At 71.3% G+C, this 17,083-nt stretch carries 19 protein-coding genes and 1 pseudogene; 13 read left to right on the forward strand and 7 right to left on the reverse strand.

What is annotated here, in order from left to right:
• Positions 1 to 176 precede the first annotated feature (176 nt).
• The 5 genes from OU415_RS35315 (at position 177) to OU415_RS35335 (ending at position 3,163) form a co-directional block, all read left to right on the forward strand.
• Positions 177 to 446: a HesB/YadR/YfhF-family protein gene (locus OU415_RS35315; RefSeq protein WP_270953968.1), complete on the forward strand. Its 270-nt coding sequence runs from the start codon at positions 177 to 179 to the stop codon at positions 444 to 446.
• 152 nt (positions 447 to 598) lie between these two features.
• Positions 599 to 1,291 carry an energy-coupling factor ABC transporter permease gene (locus OU415_RS35320; RefSeq protein ID WP_270953970.1) on the forward strand — a complete coding sequence of 231 codons (693 nt, stop codon included), beginning with the start codon at positions 599 to 601 and terminating at the stop codon, positions 1,289 to 1,291.
• A gap of 5 nt (positions 1,292 to 1,296) precedes the next feature.
• On the forward strand, positions 1,297 to 1,626 hold the full coding sequence (locus OU415_RS35325) for a PDGLE domain-containing protein (protein WP_270953999.1): 330 nt from the start codon (positions 1,297 to 1,299) through the stop codon (positions 1,624 to 1,626).
• 2 nt (positions 1,627 to 1,628) lie between these two features.
• A complete protein-coding gene (cbiQ, locus tag OU415_RS35330) occupies positions 1,629 to 2,396 on the forward strand; it encodes a cobalt ECF transporter T component CbiQ (protein WP_270953971.1) in 768 nt (255 codons plus the stop codon).
• Positions 2,384 to 3,163, forward strand: coding sequence for an energy-coupling factor ABC transporter ATP-binding protein (locus OU415_RS35335; RefSeq protein WP_270953973.1), 780 nt, complete (start codon positions 2,384 to 2,386; stop codon positions 3,161 to 3,163). The genes cbiQ and OU415_RS35335 overlap by 13 nt, the downstream gene beginning before the upstream one ends.
• Before the next feature lie 7 nt (positions 3,164 to 3,170).
• On the opposite strand, the gene OU415_RS35340 is transcribed toward OU415_RS35335, so the two are convergent.
• The 3 genes from OU415_RS35340 to OU415_RS35350 form a co-directional block, all read right to left on the reverse strand.
• Positions 3,171 to 3,689: a hypothetical protein gene (locus OU415_RS35340; RefSeq protein WP_270953975.1), complete on the reverse strand. Its 519-nt coding sequence runs from the start codon at positions 3,687 to 3,689 to the stop codon at positions 3,171 to 3,173.
• Positions 3,690 to 3,769: 80 nt separating this feature from the next.
• Positions 3,770 to 4,933, reverse strand: a complete 1,164-nt coding sequence (locus tag OU415_RS35345; RefSeq protein ID WP_270953977.1) for an MFS transporter — start codon at positions 4,931 to 4,933, stop codon at positions 3,770 to 3,772.
• Positions 4,933 to 5,490: a Chromate resistance protein ChrB gene (locus OU415_RS35350; RefSeq protein WP_270953979.1), complete on the reverse strand. Its 558-nt coding sequence runs from the start codon at positions 5,488 to 5,490 to the stop codon at positions 4,933 to 4,935. The genes OU415_RS35345 and OU415_RS35350 overlap by 1 nt, the downstream gene beginning before the upstream one ends.
• Before the next feature lie 141 nt (positions 5,491 to 5,631).
• On the opposite strand from OU415_RS35350, the gene OU415_RS35355 reads away from it, so the two are divergent.
• The 6 genes from OU415_RS35355 (at position 5,632) to OU415_RS35380 (ending at position 11,175) form a co-directional block, all read left to right on the forward strand.
• Positions 5,632 to 6,165: a 2,4'-dihydroxyacetophenone dioxygenase family protein gene (locus OU415_RS35355; RefSeq protein WP_270953981.1), complete on the forward strand. Its 534-nt coding sequence runs from the start codon at positions 5,632 to 5,634 to the stop codon at positions 6,163 to 6,165.
• A 13-nt stretch (positions 6,166 to 6,178) separates the two neighbouring features.
• Complete coding sequence (locus tag OU415_RS35360) at positions 6,179 to 7,402, forward strand: MFS transporter (protein WP_270953983.1); 1,224 nt, start codon at positions 6,179 to 6,181, stop codon at positions 7,400 to 7,402.
• Positions 7,403 to 7,500: 98 nt separating this feature from the next.
• Positions 7,501 to 8,508, forward strand: a complete 1,008-nt coding sequence (locus tag OU415_RS35365; protein WP_270953985.1) for an alcohol dehydrogenase catalytic domain-containing protein — start codon at positions 7,501 to 7,503, stop codon at positions 8,506 to 8,508.
• Positions 8,505 to 9,203 (forward strand): SDR family NAD(P)-dependent oxidoreductase, encoded by a 699-nt coding sequence (locus OU415_RS35370; protein ID WP_270953987.1) that lies wholly within the window; start codon positions 8,505 to 8,507, stop codon positions 9,201 to 9,203. Before OU415_RS35365 ends, OU415_RS35370 begins: the two co-directional genes overlap by 4 nt.
• A 58-nt stretch (positions 9,204 to 9,261) precedes the next feature.
• Positions 9,262 to 10,152, forward strand: a complete 891-nt coding sequence (locus OU415_RS35375; protein ID WP_270953989.1) for a helix-turn-helix domain-containing protein — start codon at positions 9,262 to 9,264, stop codon at positions 10,150 to 10,152.
• 429 nt (positions 10,153 to 10,581) lie between these two features.
• Positions 10,582 to 11,175 carry a TetR/AcrR family transcriptional regulator gene (locus tag OU415_RS35380; RefSeq protein ID WP_270953990.1) on the forward strand — a complete coding sequence of 198 codons (594 nt, stop codon included), beginning with the start codon at positions 10,582 to 10,584 and terminating at the stop codon, positions 11,173 to 11,175.
• An 88-nt stretch (positions 11,176 to 11,263) separates the two neighbouring features.
• Here the strand turns inward: OU415_RS35380 and OU415_RS35385 are convergent, their stop codons facing one another.
• A complete protein-coding gene (locus tag OU415_RS35385; protein WP_270953991.1) occupies positions 11,264 to 11,833 on the reverse strand; it encodes a TIGR03086 family metal-binding protein in 570 nt (189 codons plus the stop codon).
• A 125-nt stretch (positions 11,834 to 11,958) separates the two neighbouring features.
• Here OU415_RS35385 and OU415_RS35390 point away from each other — a divergent pair, with 125 nt between their 5' ends.
• Together OU415_RS35390 and OU415_RS35395 are read left to right on the forward strand one after the other, a co-directional pair.
• A complete protein-coding gene (locus tag OU415_RS35390; RefSeq protein WP_270953992.1) occupies positions 11,959 to 13,152 on the forward strand; it encodes a Bcr/CflA family multidrug efflux MFS transporter in 1,194 nt (397 codons plus the stop codon).
• 38 nt (positions 13,153 to 13,190) lie between these two features.
• Entirely contained in the window at positions 13,191 to 14,360 is a 1,170-nt protein-coding gene (locus OU415_RS35395; protein ID WP_270953993.1) for a GDSL-type esterase/lipase family protein, read from the forward strand.
• Between the two features lie 10 nt (positions 14,361 to 14,370).
• On the opposite strand, the gene OU415_RS35400 is transcribed toward OU415_RS35395, so the two are convergent.
• The 3 genes and pseudogenes from OU415_RS35400 to OU415_RS35410 all read right to left on the reverse strand — a co-directional run.
• Positions 14,371 to 15,246, reverse strand: coding sequence for a 3-methyladenine DNA glycosylase (locus OU415_RS35400; protein WP_270953995.1), 876 nt, complete (start codon positions 15,244 to 15,246; stop codon positions 14,371 to 14,373).
• Between the two features lie 27 nt (positions 15,247 to 15,273).
• Positions 15,274 to 16,791 carry a protein kinase domain-containing protein gene (locus tag OU415_RS35405; protein ID WP_270953997.1) on the reverse strand — a complete coding sequence of 506 codons (1,518 nt, stop codon included), beginning with the start codon at positions 16,789 to 16,791 and terminating at the stop codon, positions 15,274 to 15,276.
• Between the two features lie 69 nt (positions 16,792 to 16,860).
• Positions 16,861 to 17,083, reverse strand: a pseudogene (locus tag OU415_RS35410) (hypothetical protein); the annotation flags it as partial.

The following is a 17,083-nucleotide window of genomic DNA, read 5'->3' on the forward strand; positions in this document are numbered from 1 at the left end:
TCGCACGAAGTCGACCGCCACCCGGGTGAGCGTCAATTCCGTGCGAGATGGACGCCCACCTGCGCGGGCCGGGGCTCGGTGGTGACACGCCCGGGCGGGCTGGTTTGCGTGTTGGGCCGACCGGATGACACGGTGGCCCCTTCACCTGACCGGCTCCGACAAGGGAGTTGAGCATCATGCTCACCATCAGTGAGAGCGCCGCCGAGGTCATCAAGCTCGTCCTCGTCGGTGGTGACTCTCAAGAAGGCTCCGGGTTGCGCATCGCGCCGGCCGGGGACGGACTGCAGGCGTCGATCGCCGAGGCGCCCCAGGAGGGCGACGAGGTGATCGAGGAGTCCGGGGTCCGGGTGTTCCTCGAACCGCAGGTCGCCACCCTGCTGGGGGACAAGACGCTGGACGCCGAGCGGGACGCCAACGGCGAACTGGCGCTGGCCGTCAGAGACTGATCGGAAGGACTTGCGGACGACCCGGGTGCTTTTGCCCGGGTCGTCTGTTTTCGCTGGTGAGAATGCGATCATCGCCTCTTGCCAAGGTCTGGTGACAGCACCTCGCGGGCAACTACCCTCGATGGGCAGTTGGACGTGCAGGAGGGTGCGAGATGCGGACCGAGACGCTCGCGATGCACATGAGCGACGGGTTGCTGAGCGCACCGACGGCGGTGCTGTTCGCCGCTGTCGCGGTGGCGGGGTTGTCGCTGGCGCTGGTCAAGGCGCGCGGTGACCTCGACGACCGGACCGCGCCGATGGCCGGTCTGGTGGCCGCGTTCGTGTTCGCCGCGCAGATGATCAACTTCCCGGTGCTGCCGGGCGTCAGCGGGCACCTGCTGGGCGGTGCGCTGGCGGCGATCCTGGCCGGGCCGTGGGTGGGCGCGCTGTGCGTGGCCATCGTGCTGGTGGTGCAGGCGCTGCTGTTCGCCGACGGCGGGCTGACCATGCTCGGCGCGAACATCACCAACATGGCCTTGATCGGCACTGCGGTCGGCTACCTCGTCGCGCTGGCCTTGCGCCGCGTGGCCACCCGCAGCAGGGGCGGTTTGCTGGTGACCGCGTTCGTCGCGGCCTGGGTGAACACCGTTGCGGCGTCCGGGGGTTTCGTCCTCGAGTACGCGATCGGTGGTGCCGCCGGCTACGGCACGGGCACCGCTGCGATCGCCGTGGTCGGGGTGCACTGCCTGATCGGCCTGGGCGAGGGCGTGATCACCGCTGCCACCGTCGGTGCGGTGGCGGCCGTGCGGCCGGACCTGATCCACCTGCTGCGCGGTGCTCGCGCCGAGAAGGAGGCCGTGCGGTGACGGGGATGCGACGGTTCCTGCTGGTGTTCGGACTGGTGGTGCTCGTCATCGCCGGCGGGGTGGCCTACTTCGCCGACTCCGACCCGGACGGCCTGGACGCGGTGACCCAGCAGGGCTGCGAGGTGGTGCAGACCGACCGGGGCGAGCAGCTGACCGGGCACTGCATCGCGCAGAACACCCAGGAGCACGCTCTTTCCGGTGGTCCGCTGGCCGACTACACCGTCGGCGGTGACGACCGCTGGACCGGACTCGCCGGCGTGATCGGTGCGGTGGTCACCCTGATCGCGGCCGGCGGCCTGTTCTGGGGGCTTCGCCGGCGGACCGGGAGCGAGTAGCGGTGGGTGCCGGTCACGCGAGCGCGTTGCACCTGCCGGGTGCTTCGGCGTTGCACCGGCTGTCGCCGGAGGTCAAGATCATCGCCGCGTTCCTGGTCGTGCTGTGCGTGGTGGCGACCCCGCGCGAGGTGTTCTGGGCGTTCGGCGGGTACGCGGTGCTGCTGGCCGCGCTGGCCCTGCTCGCGCGTATCCCGCCGCGCTGGTTGGCCGCCCGCCTGCTGATCGAGGTGCCGTTCGTGGTGCTGGCCCTCGTGCTGCCGTTCACCGCCGGTGGCGCGACGACGGACGTGGCGGGCTTGCCGCTGTCCGTCGAGGGGCTGCTGGCGGGCTGGAACATCCTGGTCAAGGGCACGCTCGGGCTGGCGACGTCGTTGCTGCTGGCCGCCACCACCGCGCCGCGCGAGCTGGTGGTGGGTTTGCAGCGGCTGCACGCGCCGAAGTCGTTGATCACGATCATCACGCTGATGCTCCGCTACGCCGAGGTGATCGTGGCCGAGGCCGAGCGGATGCGCATCGCCCGCATCTGCCGCGGGCACGACCCGCGATTCCTGTGGCAGGTCGGCGCGACCGCGCGGGGCATCGGCAGCCTGTTCATCCGCTCCTACGAGCGGGGTGAGCGGGTGCACCTGGCGATGGTCTCGCGGGGGTGGCGCGGCGCGATGCCCGACCTCGGCGAGTCGCGCCGCACGTCGTCGGCGATGTGGTGGTGGGGCATGACCGCACCCGCCGTCGCCGCTGTTCTCCTGGGAGCCGCGCTGTGGACAGCCTGAGCAAGACCTCGCCCGAACGCGCTGCTGCGCCGGAACACATTGCGGCGCTGGAGGTTTCCGGGCTGACCTACGAGTACCCGGACGGGCACCGCGCGTTGCGCGGCCTGGACCTGCGCGTCGAGCGCGGGGAGCGGGTCGCCGTGCTCGGGCCCAACGGCGCGGGCAAGACGACGATGACGCTGCACCTCAACGGCGTGCTGCGCGCCGGGTCGGGGCGCATCGAAGTGGGCGGGCTGCCGGTGCAGCAGCGGAACCTGACCGAGATCCGCCGCCGCGTGGGGCTGGTCTTCCAGGACCCCGACGACCAGCTGTTCATGCCCACCGTGCGCGAGGACGTCGCGTTCGGCCCGGCCAACTTCGGTCTGCGGGGCGCTGAGCTGGCACAACGGGTCGACTCGGCGTTGGCGGCGGTGGGGATGGCCGAGCACGCCGACCGCTCGCCGCTGCACCTGTCCGGCGGCCAGCGCAAGCGAGTCGCGCTGGCGACCGCGCTGGCCTGCGACCCGGAGGTCCTGGTGCTGGACGAGCCGTCGTCGAACCTGGAGCCGGTGGCCCGCCGCGAACTGGCCGAGGTGCTGCTGGACTGGGGCGGCACGATGCTCATGGTCACCCACGACCTGCCCTACGCCTGGCAGCTGTGCCCGCGCAGCGTGCTGATCGACGACGGCGCGGTGGTCGCCGACGGGCCCACCGCCGAGATCCTGGCCGACGCCGAGCTGCTCGCCGCGCACCGCTTGGAGCTGCCGTTCGGCTTCCAGCTGCTCTGATGCCGCCTCACCGGATCCGGCCCCACGGTTTGAACACCGACAGCAGGTAGGCGGTGAGCAGCAGGCTCGGCCCGACCACCACGGGGTACAGCAGGAGGGTGGGGATGGCGCCGGTACCACCTCCGGCGAGGTGGGTGCCGGCGTCGGCCGCTTGGTCGATGAGCGGGCGCAGCGCGACGACGATCAGGACCGCGAAGAGCACGTTGATGCCGAGCTTCACCGCCACCCACCAGTACCGCAGCAGTCCGTACTTGCTGCCCAGCCCGAGCACGGCGCCGGTGGTCAGGCACAGGGCGGCGGCGGTGAGCATCGGCCAGACGGCGAAGACCCCGACCGCTTGCAGCGCGGCACCCGCGGTCGCGGGGGAGTCGGTGACCATGGCCGTCACGACGAGGATGCCGACGGCGAGGTCGATGCCGAACCACGCGGCTGCGGCCAGGAGGTGCGCGGCGAGGAACGCCTTGCGGCCGCGAGCGCTGAGTCGACGGCTGCGCTGGCCGCTGGGGCGTGCGGTCGTGGTCGTCATCGGATCCCTCCTGTCGGGCAGCTCGTTGAAGCGTGGCCGACAGGGGTGATCAGCTCATCCGATGCGGAGCTGAACCTCTGCTACGTCCGCTGACGTAGGCGCGCGGTGCGCAGGCCGAAGGCGATCGCAGGCCCGAGGGCGATCAGCACCGCGAGCACGAGGTAGCCGGAGGCCAGGCCCGCGAGCGTGGCGACCGCCGCGACCAGCAGCGGGCCGCCCGCGTCGCCGAGTTCGCGACCGAGCTCGGCGGCACCCATCGTCTGGCCCAGCCGCTCCTGCGGCGTCGACGCTGCCAGCGCGGCGAAGCCGAGCGGGGTGATCAGGCCGGTGCCGACGCCGATCAGCGCGGCGGCCAGCAGGATCCCGAGCAGGCCGGGAACCACCGCGCAGAGCAGACCCACTGCGGTGATCACCAGGCCGATCGCGATGCCTCGGGGCGGGGTGAGCCGGCCGGTGTCCAGCGCTCGCCCGGCGTTCGGCTGCACGACGGCCGCGCAGGCGGCCAGCACCGACACCGCGGCTCCGGTGGCGATCGGGCCCAGCCCGGCCAGGCGGCCGGTCACCGGCAGGAAGCCCACGCCCACCGACAGCGCGGCGGTCGCCGCGGCCAGCGCCGCGGTCGGGGCGAGGAACGCCGGGTCGGTCAGGCGCCGCACCAGGTCCAGCACCGTCTGGCGGGTCTTGGGCAGCGGCGGGGTCGCCGGGACCTCGATCGCGGCCCAGATGGCGACTCCCAGGCCGAGCAGCGCCAGCACCGCGAACAGCAGCCAGAGCCCGCCGGTCCACACCAGGATGCCGCCCAGCAGCGGGCCCAGCGTGTAACCGATGGACTTGTAGAAGCCGTAGGAGCCGAAGGCGCGGCCGTGCTTGGCCGACGGGTTGAGCCGGGCGACCAGCGCGGAGGCGGAGGGGGAGAAGGCCGACGCCGCGGCGCCCTGCCCCAGGCGGGCCACCCACAGCCAGGCGGGGCTGTCGGCGATGACGTAGGTCGCCGATGCGGCGGCGAAGCCGAGCAGGCCGGCGATCAGCACCGGGCGGGCGCCGATGTGGTCGGCGAGGGCGCCGAACAGCGGTTTGAGCAGGACCTCGGCGCCGTCGTAGAGGGCGAGCAGCCCGCCGAGCACCAGCAGGGAGGTGACCGCGTCAGCGGAGAAGCCGCCGAGGTTCGCGGCGATGCCGTGGGCGCCGAAGGCGGTGGTGAAGCCTGCCGCGTACAGCGGCCACATCTGGCGGGGCGTGCTCATCAGATCGCCCCGTTCGAGTTGTGCAGCGCACCGAAGACGCGTTCGGCGTAGTCCTCGCACACCGCCGTGCACTTCTTGAGCTGTTCGGCGGCTTCGGGCGCTTCCGGGGCGCCGAAGACGTCCCGGGCGGTCAGGTCGCGGTGCCAGCGCCGCAGCCGCTCCAGGGACTGCTCCTCTTCCTCCAGCTCGGCCAGGGTGAACTTGGCGTTGCGGATCTCCTTGGCGATCTCGGCCTCGAACTTGCCGCAATCGGCGAGGAACTCGGTCCAGTCCTCCGAGCGCGCCGCGGTGAACTGCTCCTGCAGCGCGGCGGCATCGGCTTCGCCGCGCCCGGCGGCGTCCAGGGCCAGGGCTTGGCCACCGGCCTGCCGGGTCAGCTCGACGGCGCGGGCGATGCCGTCGGCGAACACCGGCACGTCGGGCACGCTCCACACGCCTTGGCCGAGGGAGAGCGCTCCGATCTTGCGGAGTTCCCGCCACACGGCGACGCGGTGTCGGGACGGTCCGGTCGGGACCTTGATCACGAGGACCAGCCAACGCGGGGCTGCTTCTGTCACGCCCGAGAATGTAGCAGCTGTTACAAAGCGTTGGAACCGATGTCCGCCACGGGCAAGGACGTGTCCGCCAGCGGGAAGACCCGGTGACCGCCGACGGGTTTGGATGCCAGGACCTGCACCGATGCGAGAGAGGCGGCGGAGATGCCCGAGCATCCCACCACGGAGTTCTGGAAGGACCTCAAGCCGATCGAGAACTCCTTCAAGCCCGACGCCCAGCCCGAGGTCTACCTGTCCCAGGTGGCCACCGACGACGACCGCTACTACGCGCCGTTCTCCGACACCGTCGGCTCCCGGCCGCTGTGGATCAACGTCAAGGACAACTCGTGGTCCGACGTCCTGCGGGCCAAGTCGGCCGGGCTGGTCAACCGGCACTACCACCCGCACGAGGTGTTCGCCTACACGATCTCCGGCAAGTGGGGCTACCTGGAGCGGCCGTGGACGGCCTCGGCCGGGGACTTCGTCTACGAGGCGCCGGGGGAGGGGCACACCCTGGTCGCCTACGAGAGCGAGGAGCCGATGAAGGCGATGTTCATCGTGAAGGGCCCGCTGATCTGGCTGGACGAGGACGGCAACACCACCGGCTACTTCGACGTCCACGACTACATCGAGCTGTGCCGCAAGCACTACGACGCCGTCGGTCTCGGCGCGGACTACGTCAACTCGCTGTTTCGCTGACCGGGTCGCCGCCATGAACCCGGCCCGCTACGAGAACCGGCTGCTGCTGATCCTGTTCCTGTCGTTCGGATTCGTGTTCTTCGACCGGCAGGCGCTGTCGTTCCTCGCGCCGATGATCCGCGAGGACTTCCCGCTGTCGAACACCCAGCTCGGCGCGCTGTCCGGGGTGCTGGCGCTGACCTGGGCGCTGTCCGGGATGGTCGTGGGCACCGTCTCCGACCGGATCGGGAAGCGGAAACCGCTGCTCATCGCGGCGATCATCGGTTTCTCGGGGTGCTCGGCCGCGTCCGGTCTGATGACCGGCTTCACCGGGCTGCTGATCGCCAGGGCGCTGATGGGGCTGGCCGAGGGCGCGGTGCTGCCGATGGCCCAGTCGCTGATGATCGAGGCGTCCCGGCCGGGCCGGCGCGGCCTGAACATGGGGCTGGTGCAGGGATCCTCGGCCGGGCTGCTCGGCGGGATCGTCTCGCCGGTCGTCGTGGTGTGGGCCGCCGGGCACCTGGGCTGGCGCGCGGCGTTCCTGCTGACGATCGTGCCGGGGCTGCTGCTGGCGGCGTGGGTGGCGCGCTCGGTGCGGGAGGTCCCGCCCGGTGGGCGCGTGGAGGTGACCGTCGAATCCGGTCCGGGGGTGCCGTTCGGGCAGCTGCTGCGCGAGCGCAACATCGTGCTGTGCATGGCGATCGCGGCGTGCTTCCTCACCTGGTTCGTCGTGATCATCACCTTCGCGCCGACCTACTTGGCGGGCGCCAAGGGGTACTCGCCCGGCACGATGAGCGCGGTGATGGCCTGCTTCGGCATCGCTTGGGTGCTGTGGGGTTTCGCCATCCCGGCGATCTCGGACCGCATCGGCAGGCGGCGCACGATGATCGCGTTCGCGGCGGTCGCCGCGCTGTGCCCGCTGGCGGTGGTGCTGGTGGAGCAGCCGCTGCTGCTCGGGGTGATCGTCGTGCTCACCTACACCGGGCTGGGCTGCTTCACGCTGTTCATGGCCACGATCCCGGCCGAGGCAGTGCCGAGCCGGGCGCTGGCCACCGCGCTGGGACTGGTGATGGGCGTCGGCGAGCTCTGCGGCGGATGCCTGGCACCGGTGCTCGCCGGATGGGCCTCCGATGAGTGGGGACTGCAGGCGGCGATGTTCATCGCGGTCGGCGGCGCAGTCGTGGTGGTCCTGCTGTCGTTCGGATTGCGAGAAACCGCACCGCTGCTCCTGCGACAGCGAGCGGAGGCGGAAGCATGAGTGCCGAGTCCTACAGAACCGCACCTCAGGGGAACGTGACGCAAACCAGCCACAAGAAACCGCGAAACGCAAGATCGAAACCCGAATCAACCACCACTGTGAATCCCGGAGAGGCGGGACTGGCTGCGGTGTACCACGGTGCTGGGGATGTCCGGATCGGTGAGGTGCCGGTCCGGGCTCCCGGGCCGGGGCAGGTTCAGCTGCGGGTCGCCTATTGCGGGATCTGCGGCAGCGATCGGCACGAGTTCGCCGATGGGCCGCACGCGATACCCGTGACGCCGCACCCGGAGTCGGGGGTGATGTTGCCGCTGGTGCTCGGGCACGAGTTCTGCGGCACCGTCACCGCGGTCGGCGCGGGCGTGCGCGGCCTGGCCGAGGGCGACCGGTTGGCGGTCGAGCCGCACTACCGGTGCGGGCGCTGCGACCGCTGCCGGGCGGGGGAGTACAACATCTGCGCGCACTTCGGGTTCGCGGGGTTGATGGGGCACGGTGGTCTGGCCGAGTACGCCACCATCCCGGCGTACATGGCGCACGTGCTGCCTGGGGACGTTTCTTTCGAGCAGGCAGCGGTTTTCGAGCCCGCTTCGGTGGCGCTGCACGCGCTGCGCCGCTCCGGGGCCCGCCGCGGCGAGTCGATCGCGGTGGTGGGTCTCGGGCCGATCGGGCTGCTGGTCGTGCTGCTCGCGAGGCAGCTCGGCATCGACCGGATCCACGGGGTGGACCCGGATGCGGGCCGGCGCGAGCTGGCGGTCGAACTGGGCGCCACCAGCACCGGGGCCGACGTCCCCGAGGTGGACGTGGCGTTCGAGGTGGTCGGTGTCCAATCCACATTAGACACCTGCCTGGCGGCGGTGCGCGCGGGCGGGCACGTGGTGCTCGTCGGTCTCGGCGGTCGCCTGGACTTCGACGCCTTCGCGCTCGTCAACCGCGAGCAGTCCATCATCGCGACCGTCGGGTACCGGGACACGTTCCCGGAGCTGATCCGGCTCGCCGCGGACGGCGTGGACTTCTCGCGGATCGTCACCTCGACGGTGGCGCTCGACGAGGTGGTGGAGCGCGGACTGCGCGCCGGTGCGGGCGAGGTGAAGGTGGTGGTGCGGCCGTGACGGTGGTGATCACCGGCGGGACTTCGGGCATCGGGGCGGCCACCGCTCTGCGGTTCGCCGAGAGCGGGACGGACGTGCTGGCGATCGGGCTCCCGCCCGCGGAGCCGGATCAGCTGCCCGTGCACGAGCGGATCGCGGTCGCGTTGCAGGACGTGACCGACCGGGACGCCCTGAGCGCGCTGATCGGCGGGGTGGACCGGGTCGAGCACCTGGTCGCCTGCGCCGGGATCAGCGGCGACCGGCGGGAGTACGAGCCGCAGGTGTGGGAGCAGGTGCTCGCGGTGAACCTCACCTCGGTGTTCACCGCGTGCACCGCTGCTCGCGACGGACTGGCCGCGACGGGCGGTTCCGCGGTCGCGGTGTCGTCGATGTTCGCCTTCACCGGCAGCGCCGACCGGCCGGCTTACAGCGCGAGCAAGGGCGGTGTCGGCCAGCTCGTCCGCTCGCTGGCGATCGAGTACGCGCCGCTCGGTGTGCGGGTCAACTGCGTGGCACCGGGTTTCGTGGTCACCCCGCTGGCGCGGGGTGTGCTCGACGACCCGGTGGCGTCGGCCGCGGTGCTGGCGCGGATCCCGATGAGCCGGCTCGGCGATCCGGCGGAGGTCGCGTCGGTGATCGAGTTCCTCTGCTCGCCGGCCGCCCGCTACGTCACCGGGGCCGTGGTGCCGGTGGACGGCGGCTACTCGGCTGCTTGAGGCCGCCCGGACGCGGGGTTAGTCTGCCGTGGCAACGGGGCGCCCGCAGGAGGCCGTGATGACCCAGCCCGGCTCGCTGATCTCGCGGTTGTCCACGGCCCACGTGGATCCGGCAGACCGGGTGGCCGCGTGGGAGGAGTACAACCGGCGCGCGCTGGTCGGGCTGAAGTGCTCGCCGTACGCCGAGCAGGGATTGCTGGCGACCCAGACCAACGTGCGGTTCGGGGCGCTGCGGATGGCCGACATCGCGGGCAACGAGCACGTCGTCGAGCGGACCTCGGCCGCATGTCGTGCGCTGCCGAAGGATTCGGTGTTCGCCAGCCTGGTGCTCTCCGGCGAGGCGGTGTTCTACCACGGGCAGGGTTGCCTGACCCTCGGCGCGGGCGAGCTGGTCATGTACGACACGCGCCGGTCGTACCTGTTCGGCTTCTCCGCGCCGATGCGGCAGTTGCTGGTGGACATCCCGCGCGAGCTGTTCGCCGAAGTGCCCAGCCCGATCCGGTTCGGCGTGGACAGCCCGGGGTTGGGGTCGCTGCGCACCTTGCTGGAGGGGATTGCCGCCCGGCCGGAGTCGGTGTCCGACGGGACGGACGACCTCGCGCTGGACCTGTTGCGGGCGTTGGCGACCGGCGGTGCGGCGCCGCTGTTCGCGGCCAAGGACTTCATCGACCGCCACCTCGGCGACCACGAGCTGACGCCCGCGCGGGTGGCCGCTGCGGTCGGCATGTCCGTGCGGCACCTGGGAAGGTTGTTCGCCGCCGAAGGCGATACCCCGGCTCGGTACGTGCAGCGGCGACGGTTGGCGCGGGCGCGGCGAGAACTCGCCGATCCGACTTCCCGGCACCGAACCATCGCCGGGATCGCGCACCGCTGGGGATTCGCCAGCCACGCGCACTTCACCCGGGTGTTCCGCGCCGAGTTCGGCCATCCGCCCGCCGACCTGCGCTGAGCGGATCCGCGCAAGTTCAATGGAAATCGGACCTTCGATTTCCATTGAACTTGCGCGATCACCGGGGCCGGGGAGGTGGCGGTGGTGCGGAATTCTCAATCGTGCCAAGGACAAACGGAGTTGATCAACCGGAAGGTGAGGGCTCTTGCGGGTGGGTACGATCGTGGCTGCTGGCCGCGTGCTTCCCGTATTCCCCCTCGGGAGCGCGCGGCCGGCTCGGTTCCTCGGCGCGTCGTGCCGGTTCACCCGTGGTGCTCGCGCGGTCACGCAGCCGCACATCCGCCGCGGACGGTCCGGATCCGCGCGAGGTTGCTGTGATCGTGCTCATCCGCCGGTCCGATTCGTTCATGTACGGTGGGCGAATCGTCGCGTCGGGGGTGAACGAGACGAACACGTGCAGCCCGGACGAGTCGAGCACAACAAGAGGCCATGCCGAAGATCATCGATCATGACCAGCGACGTCGGGAGATCGTCGAGGTCGCCAAGAAGCTCATCATCGAAGGCGGGTTCGAAGCCGCCACCATGCGCAGCATCGTCGCTGCGGCGGGCTACGCCAACGGTGCGCTCAAGAGGTACTTCCCCAGCAAGGACAGCATCATCGCGGCCACCTTCCAGAGCGCGCTGGCCGAGATGGGCGACCGGATCCGCGAGCAGGGCCCGGAACCCGACGAGCCGGTCGCGGCCCTGCGCCGCTACGTCGAGGCTGTGATGCCGCTCGACAAGTACCGGATCGACGCGGCCCGGATCCTGCTGGCGCTGTGGGAGCACTCGGTGTCCAACGCCGAGCTGGCCGAGCTCTACCGCGATCACCTGCGGACCTGGCGCGGCCGGTTGGCGGAGCTCATCGCCGCGGCGCGCGGCAAGGGCGAACCGGTCGACGCACCCGCAGTCACCGCGCTGGCCGGTGAGGTCATCAACGCGTCCATCGGCGCGAACGTGACCTGCCTGATGTACCCCGACGGTGCCCTGGTTCCGGAGCACCGCGCCTACGTCGACCGCTTCATGCGCCGCATCGCCGACTGAGCACCTGCCGCCCGGGCCGGGTTTTCCCGAATTTCCCCGGAATCGGGAAGCCCGGCCCGGGTGCGGCGTCCACATCGGACTCCGTTGGTCAGGGGTGCCAGGTCGGGGTGCGGCCGGTCAGGGCGACGAGCCGATCCAGCGCCGGGGCGTCCGCGGCGACCTCGACGGGCTTGCCGAACGGGCTGTCCGGGCCGGGGTTCTCCGCGGCCGGGCCGACGAACTCCAGGCACGCGGCCAGGGATTCCTCGTCGCAGGTGAACGGTTGCCCGGTGGCCTTCGCGAGGTCCCAGCCGTGCACCACGAGCTCGTCGAGCGCGACGAGTCCTGCCACCGCGCCGGGCAGCTCGATGCCGCCGGCTTGCGTCATGCCCTCCCAGGCCGCTGGATCTTCCCAGGCCTTCGCCAGCGCCGTCAGCTGCTCGGGCAGCAGGGTGCGCCAGTCGGCGGGGAGGCGGGACGCGTCCCCGGACGGTCCCTGCCCGGTCAGCGAGCGGTCCTTCGCCGCGGCGGCGGTGAACGCCAGGCTCAGGCCGCTGATGTGGTCGATCAGGTCGCCGGCGGTGTACTCCGAGCACGGTGTCGGAGCGGTGAGCTGGGCATCGGTGACGTTGGCCAGCAGCTCGGCCATCCGGTCGGCGGCCGGTTTCAGAGCGGGCATCGTGGAGCTCCTCTCGCGGGATGTGCACCGGTGCAGACCAGCGCGCACCACCGAACTCATCGGTGTGCGGCAGGTCGGTTACCGTTCTGTCGGCTTTATTCGCATGGTGAACGAACGAGGGCGGGATGTCTGAACCGAACAGGACCAAGTACGTGTTGATCCTGGGCGGGTTGTCCGCGTTCGGGCCGTTGTCCATCGACATGTACCTGCCGGCCTTCCCGGAGATCGCCGCCGAGCTGGGCACCGGGGCCTCGCAGGTCCAGCTGTCCCTGACGGCCTGCACCCTCGGGCTCGCGCTGGGCCAGCTGGTCGCCGGGCCGCTCTCGGACACCTACGGCAGGCGGCGTCCGCTGCTGGTCGGGCTGGTGGTGTTCACGCTCGCCTCGCTGCTGTGCGCCATCGCGCCCTCCGCGTACGCGCTGGCCGGGTTGCGGCTGGTCCAGGGCTTGGGAGGGGCGGCCGGGATCGTCATCGCGCGGGCCGTGGTGCGCGACATGTACTCCGGCGTGGCGATGGCCCGGTTCTTCTCGCTGCTCATGCTGGTCAACGGGCTGGCGCCGATCCTCGCGCCGCTCATCGGCGGGCAGCTGCTGCGCGTGACCTCGTGGCGCGGGGTGTTCCTCGCGCTCGGCCTGATCGGGGCTCTGCTGCTGGCCGCGACCGCGTTCGGCGTGCGCGAGACGCTGCCCGCGGAGTCCCGGCGAGCCGGCAACCTGGGCGAAACGCTGCGCACCTTCCGGGCGCTGCTCGGCGACCGGGTGTTCGTCGCGTACTCGCTGTCGGCCGCGCTGGCGTTCGCGGCGATGTTCGCCTACATCTCGGGCTCGTCGTTCGTGCTGCAGGACGTCTTCGGCATGTCACCGCAGGCGTTCAGCCTGGTCTTCGGGATCAACTCGCTGGGCATCGTCCTCGTCGGACAGCTCAACGCGCGTCTGGTCGACCGCGCCGAACCCCGCCGCCTGCTGGCCGTCGGCCTGGGCGTCAACGCGCTCGGCGGGGTCTCGGTGGCGGTGTCCGCGCTGGTCGGGGCTGGGCTGATCGGTCTGCTCCCGGCGTTGTTCCTGGTCGCGTCCAGCATCGGCATGGTCTCGCCGAACGCCACGGCGCTGGCGCTGTCCGGGAATCCCGAGACCGCGGGCAGCGCTTCGGCGCTGCTCGGCGTGATGCAGTTCTCGGCCGGAGCGCTGGCCGCTCCGCTGGTCGGTTCGGCGGGCACCGGCACGGCGCTGCCGATGGGCCTGGTGATGGGGGCGTTGTCGCTGGCCGCGGTGCTGGTCTTCGTCGTGCTGGCCCGTCCCGCGCCGCGAGCGGACAAATGACGTGCGGCTTCGGCTCCCGGTTTGACAAGGTGGGGACCATGAACGATTCACCCGCGGCGGAGTGGACCACCACACCGATCACGGCGGACGTCCTGCGCGGCGCGCTCGACCTGGAGCGCACCGAACGCGGTGTCCTGCCGCACCGGCTTCCCGCGAAGGCCCGCGCGCAGAGCTCCGACGGGCAACTGGCCATGGTCGAATCCCAGCCGTCCGGGGTGCGGTTGGCCTTCCGGACGGCGGCGACCGCCGTCGAGCTGGACGTGCTGCCCACCAAGACGGTCTACCGCGGTGCCCAGACGCTGCCCGGCAACGCCTACGACCTGCTCGTCGACGGCCGCCTCGCCGGACGGGCCACTGCGGACGGCGGCAACGTCCTGACCATCGACATGGCCGCGGGCACCATGACCACCGAGTCGGGTCCGGTCGCCACCGTCCGGTTCACCGACCTCGCGGCCGAGGAGAAGGACGTCGAGATCTGGCTGCCGTACCGGGAGGTCACCGAACTCGTCGCGCTGCGCACCGACGCACCCGTCGAGCCGGTCCCGGACCGGGGCCGCCGGGTGTGGCTGCACCACGGCAGCTCCATCAGCCACGGCTCGAACGCGGAGAGCTCGACCACGACGTGGCCCGCGCTGGCCGCGGCCACCGGTGACGTGGAGCTGATCAACCTCGGGCTGGGCGGCAGCGCTCTGCTCGACCCGTTCACCGCCCGCGCGCTGCGCGACACCCCGGCGGACCTGATCAGCATCAAGATCGGCATCAACGTCGTCAACGCCGACCTGATGCGCCTGCGCGCTTTCGGCCCGGCGGTCCACGGCTTCCTCGACACCATCCGCGAGGGGCATCCGACTACGCCGCTGCTGGTGATCTCGCCGATCCTGTGCCCGATCCACGAGGACACCCCGGGCCCCGGCGCGCCGGTGTTCGACGACGGGGTGGTGCGCTTCCGGGCCACCGGCGACCCGGCGGAGCGCGCGGCCGGGAAGCTGACGCTCACCGTCATCCGCGAGGAGCTCGCCCGCATCACCGCAGCTCGGGCGGCCGACGACCCGAACCTGCACCACCTCGACGGGCGAGAGCTCTACGGCGAGGACGACTTCGCGGAACTCCCGCTGCCCGACGCCCTGCACCCGGATGCCGCCACCCACCGCCGCATCGCCGAGCGCTTCGCGAAGCACGCCTTCGGCGCGGAAGGCCCGTTCGCCTGAACCGGCCGGGTCACACCGGTTGGCGGGCCCAGGCGAGGACTTCCCGGCAGGTGTCGATCAGTCGCTGGCGCAGGACCCCGGCTTCGGCGGCGAAGTCGCGCTGGCGGCGGACGTAGTCCGCGCGGCCCTCGGGAGTCTCGATCTGGACCGGTTCGTAGCCGAGTTCGCGCAGGTCGTAGGGGCTGGCGCGCATGTCGAGCTCGCGGACGCGCACGGCCAGCTCAAAGCAGTCCGCGACCAGCTCGGCGGGCACGAACGGGTCCAGCTTGTAGCACCACTTGAACAAGTCCATGTTCGCGTGCAGGCACCCCGGCTGTTCCAGCTGGACCTGGTCGGTGCGCTCCGGTTGGAGGGTGTTGAGCGGGCGGGCCGGCGGGGTGAAGAAGCGGAACGCGTCGTAGTGCGTGCAGTTGACCTGCATCGAGTCCACGACCTCGTCGGTGCCGTCGTGCCCGAGCCGCAGCGGCCAGCCGGTGTGGCGGACGTCGGCCGGTCGGGTGCGGTAGACCATGGCCCACTCGTGCAGCCCGAAGCAGCCCAGCCGGGCCTTGCGGGAAGCGGTGGCGCTGAGCAGGCCGAGCACGAATTCCGCGGTGCTGCGCCGCTTTTCGGTGAACGCCGCCGGATCGAGCGCGACGCCTTGAGCCGTTTCGACGAAACCGCGCCGCGCCAGGAACTCCTCGCCACCGACCAGGGTGACGCCCGCACCGGGCTGCCAACGCTCCAACCGCGCCGGGCGGAAGGAGTAGTACGTGAACAGGAAGTCCAGCACCGGGTGCTTGCGGTGCTCGTGCTGGCGCTCGCGGTGCGGGTGGGTCCACTGGGCGACGCGTTCGCGGTGGGCGGCCTGCCGGGCCCGCCACTGGTCTTCGGACAGCACGGTCATCGCCGGTCAAGGGTAGTCGGGCCCGCCTCAGCGGTGGAAGCGCACCCAGTCCAGGTCCATGAAGGGGGCGGGGTCCTCGGAGATGACCGACAGGTTCACGGTCTGCTGCCCGTTCAGCGGGCGCAGCAGGTTGACCGGAACAACCTTCCAGCCAGTGCCGCGGTTCGAGTTCACCGGGATCTTGGCGATCAGCTCACCGGACGGCCCGCCCAGCCGGAGCTCGATCTTGCCCTTGATCTCGTCGGAGCTGACGCGCAGCCTGGCGGAGACCTGGGTGGCCGTAGCGGAGTCGAAATCGACGTTGTCGAAGGTGAGCGAGGACCCGTCCTTCATCTGACTGGCGAATTGGACGGTTCCGCCCTCCCCGCGCTCGGTGCCGAGCGAACCGGCGTTGCTGCCGGAGGTCGCGCGCTCGGCCTCGAGTGCGCCGAAGGGGCTGTCCTCGGGGAACGGGGTGGACTGCGAAATGGGAGTCCGCCCGGGAACGCCTGCGGGGATCGGCTCACCGGCGCGCCCGAGGAAGTATCCGCCGGTCGCCGCGCCGATCGCGAGCACCGCGGCCGCGCCGAGCACGATCGTGGTGCGAGTCCTGGAGCGCTTCGCGGCCTGCACCGGTGTGGTGGTCTGGTCGGACGGGGGAGCGGTGGGGGAGATCGGGCGGGGCGGTTCGATGTCGCGGAGGTAGTCCTCGAACGGGTGCTCCCCGGCTTGGCGGGCGAGGTCGTGCACCCGCTGCCGCACCTCCAGCAGCGGCATCCGGCGGGCCGGGTCCTTGACCATCAGCCCGCTGATCACCTCGCCGATCGGTCCGGTCTGCCGGTGCGGCGGCACCGGGCCGTGCACGATCGAGCTGATGGTGATCAGCGGATCACCGGTGCTCTCGTAGGGCAGGTGGCCTTCGGCCGCGGCGAAGAGCATGGTGCCGAAGCTCCACAGGTCCGCGTTCGCACCGAGCTCGCGGCCGATCGCGATCTCCGGAGCCAGGTAGGCGGGAGTGCCGACCAGCACGCCGGAGCGGGTGAGGGTGGACTCCGCGGTGCTCCGGGACATGCCGAAGTCGGCGAGCTTGACCTGGCGGCCGGCGCCGAGCAGCACGTTGCCGGGTTTGACGTCGCGGTGCACGATGCCCATCTCGTGCGCCGCCTGCAGCGCCGCCGCGACACCGTCGGCGAGCACGGCCAGCTTCGCGGGCGGGAGCGTGCGGTGCTTGTTGAGGATCTTGGAGAGGCTCAGCCCGCGCACCAGCTCCATCACGACGAACGGCTGCTCGTCCTCGCGCGCGACGTCGTAGAGCAGCACCGTGTTCGGGTGGTTGAGCGCGGCCATCGCCCGCGCCTCGCGCAGCGCGCGTTCCCGCATTTCAGCCGCGTGCTCTTCGGCGACGCCGGGGGACAGGCGGAGTTCCTTGACCGCGACGGGGCGGTGCAGCAGTTCGTCGGTTCCGGCCCAGACGTGGCCCATCGCGCCGTGGCCGATGGTGCCCTCCAGGCGGTAGCGGGCGCCGATCAAGCGATGGGAAGGAGCGGTGTCTGAGAGGTGGGGCACCCCTGGATCATCTCGCACTTCCCTCGAACGAGTGAGCGGGTCGGGCAATCTCGCCCGACCCGCTCGTCGTCAGTGCACGTGTGTGGTGTCGCGGACGGTGCCGACGTATTCCTCGACGAGGTCTTCCATCGCCACCACGCCCACGGGTGTACCCGCCGTGTCGATGGCGGTGGCCAGGTGGCTGCCCGAGCGGCGTAGCGAGGCGAGGGCTTCGTCGAGCCGGGCCTGGGCCGGGACCGTGGGCAGGCGGCGGATCCGGGAGGCCGCGATCGGGGTGGTCTCGTCGTGCCCG

The sequence above is a fragment of the Saccharopolyspora oryzae genome (genome assembly GCF_027853915.1).
In the GTDB taxonomy this organism is placed as follows: Bacteria; Actinomycetota; Actinomycetes; order Mycobacteriales; family Pseudonocardiaceae; genus Saccharopolyspora; species Saccharopolyspora oryzae.

What these genes read in the sequence shown, in the direction of transcription:
- OU415_RS35315 (WP_270953968.1), top strand. Translation starts at nt 177, where the DNA reads ATGCTCACCATCAGTGAGAGCGCCGCCGAGGTCATCAAGCTCGTCCTC.
- OU415_RS35320 (WP_270953970.1), top strand. Translation starts at nt 599, where the DNA reads ATGCGGACCGAGACGCTCGCGATGCACATGAGCGACGGGTTGCTGAGC.
- OU415_RS35325 (WP_270953999.1), top strand. Translation starts at nt 1,297, where the DNA reads ATGCGACGGTTCCTGCTGGTGTTCGGACTGGTGGTGCTCGTCATCGCC.
- OU415_RS35340 (WP_270953975.1), bottom strand. Translation starts at nt 3,689, where the DNA reads ATGACGACCACGACCGCACGCCCCAGCGGCCAGCGCAGCCGTCGACTC.
- OU415_RS35345 (WP_270953977.1), bottom strand. Translation starts at nt 4,933, where the DNA reads ATGAGCACGCCCCGCCAGATGTGGCCGCTGTACGCGGCAGGCTTCACC.
- OU415_RS35355 (WP_270953981.1), top strand. Translation starts at nt 5,632, where the DNA reads ATGCCCGAGCATCCCACCACGGAGTTCTGGAAGGACCTCAAGCCGATC.
- OU415_RS35360 (WP_270953983.1), top strand. Translation starts at nt 6,179, where the DNA reads ATGAACCCGGCCCGCTACGAGAACCGGCTGCTGCTGATCCTGTTCCTG.
- OU415_RS35375 (WP_270953989.1), top strand. Translation starts at nt 9,262, where the DNA reads ATGACCCAGCCCGGCTCGCTGATCTCGCGGTTGTCCACGGCCCACGTG.
- OU415_RS35380 (WP_270953990.1), top strand. Translation starts at nt 10,582, where the DNA reads ATGCCGAAGATCATCGATCATGACCAGCGACGTCGGGAGATCGTCGAG.
- OU415_RS35385 (WP_270953991.1), bottom strand. Translation starts at nt 11,833, where the DNA reads ATGCCCGCTCTGAAACCGGCCGCCGACCGGATGGCCGAGCTGCTGGCC.
- OU415_RS35390 (WP_270953992.1), top strand. Translation starts at nt 11,959, where the DNA reads ATGTCTGAACCGAACAGGACCAAGTACGTGTTGATCCTGGGCGGGTTG.
- OU415_RS35395 (WP_270953993.1), top strand. Translation starts at nt 13,191, where the DNA reads ATGAACGATTCACCCGCGGCGGAGTGGACCACCACACCGATCACGGCG.
- OU415_RS35400 (WP_270953995.1), bottom strand. Translation starts at nt 15,246, where the DNA reads ATGACCGTGCTGTCCGAAGACCAGTGGCGGGCCCGGCAGGCCGCCCAC.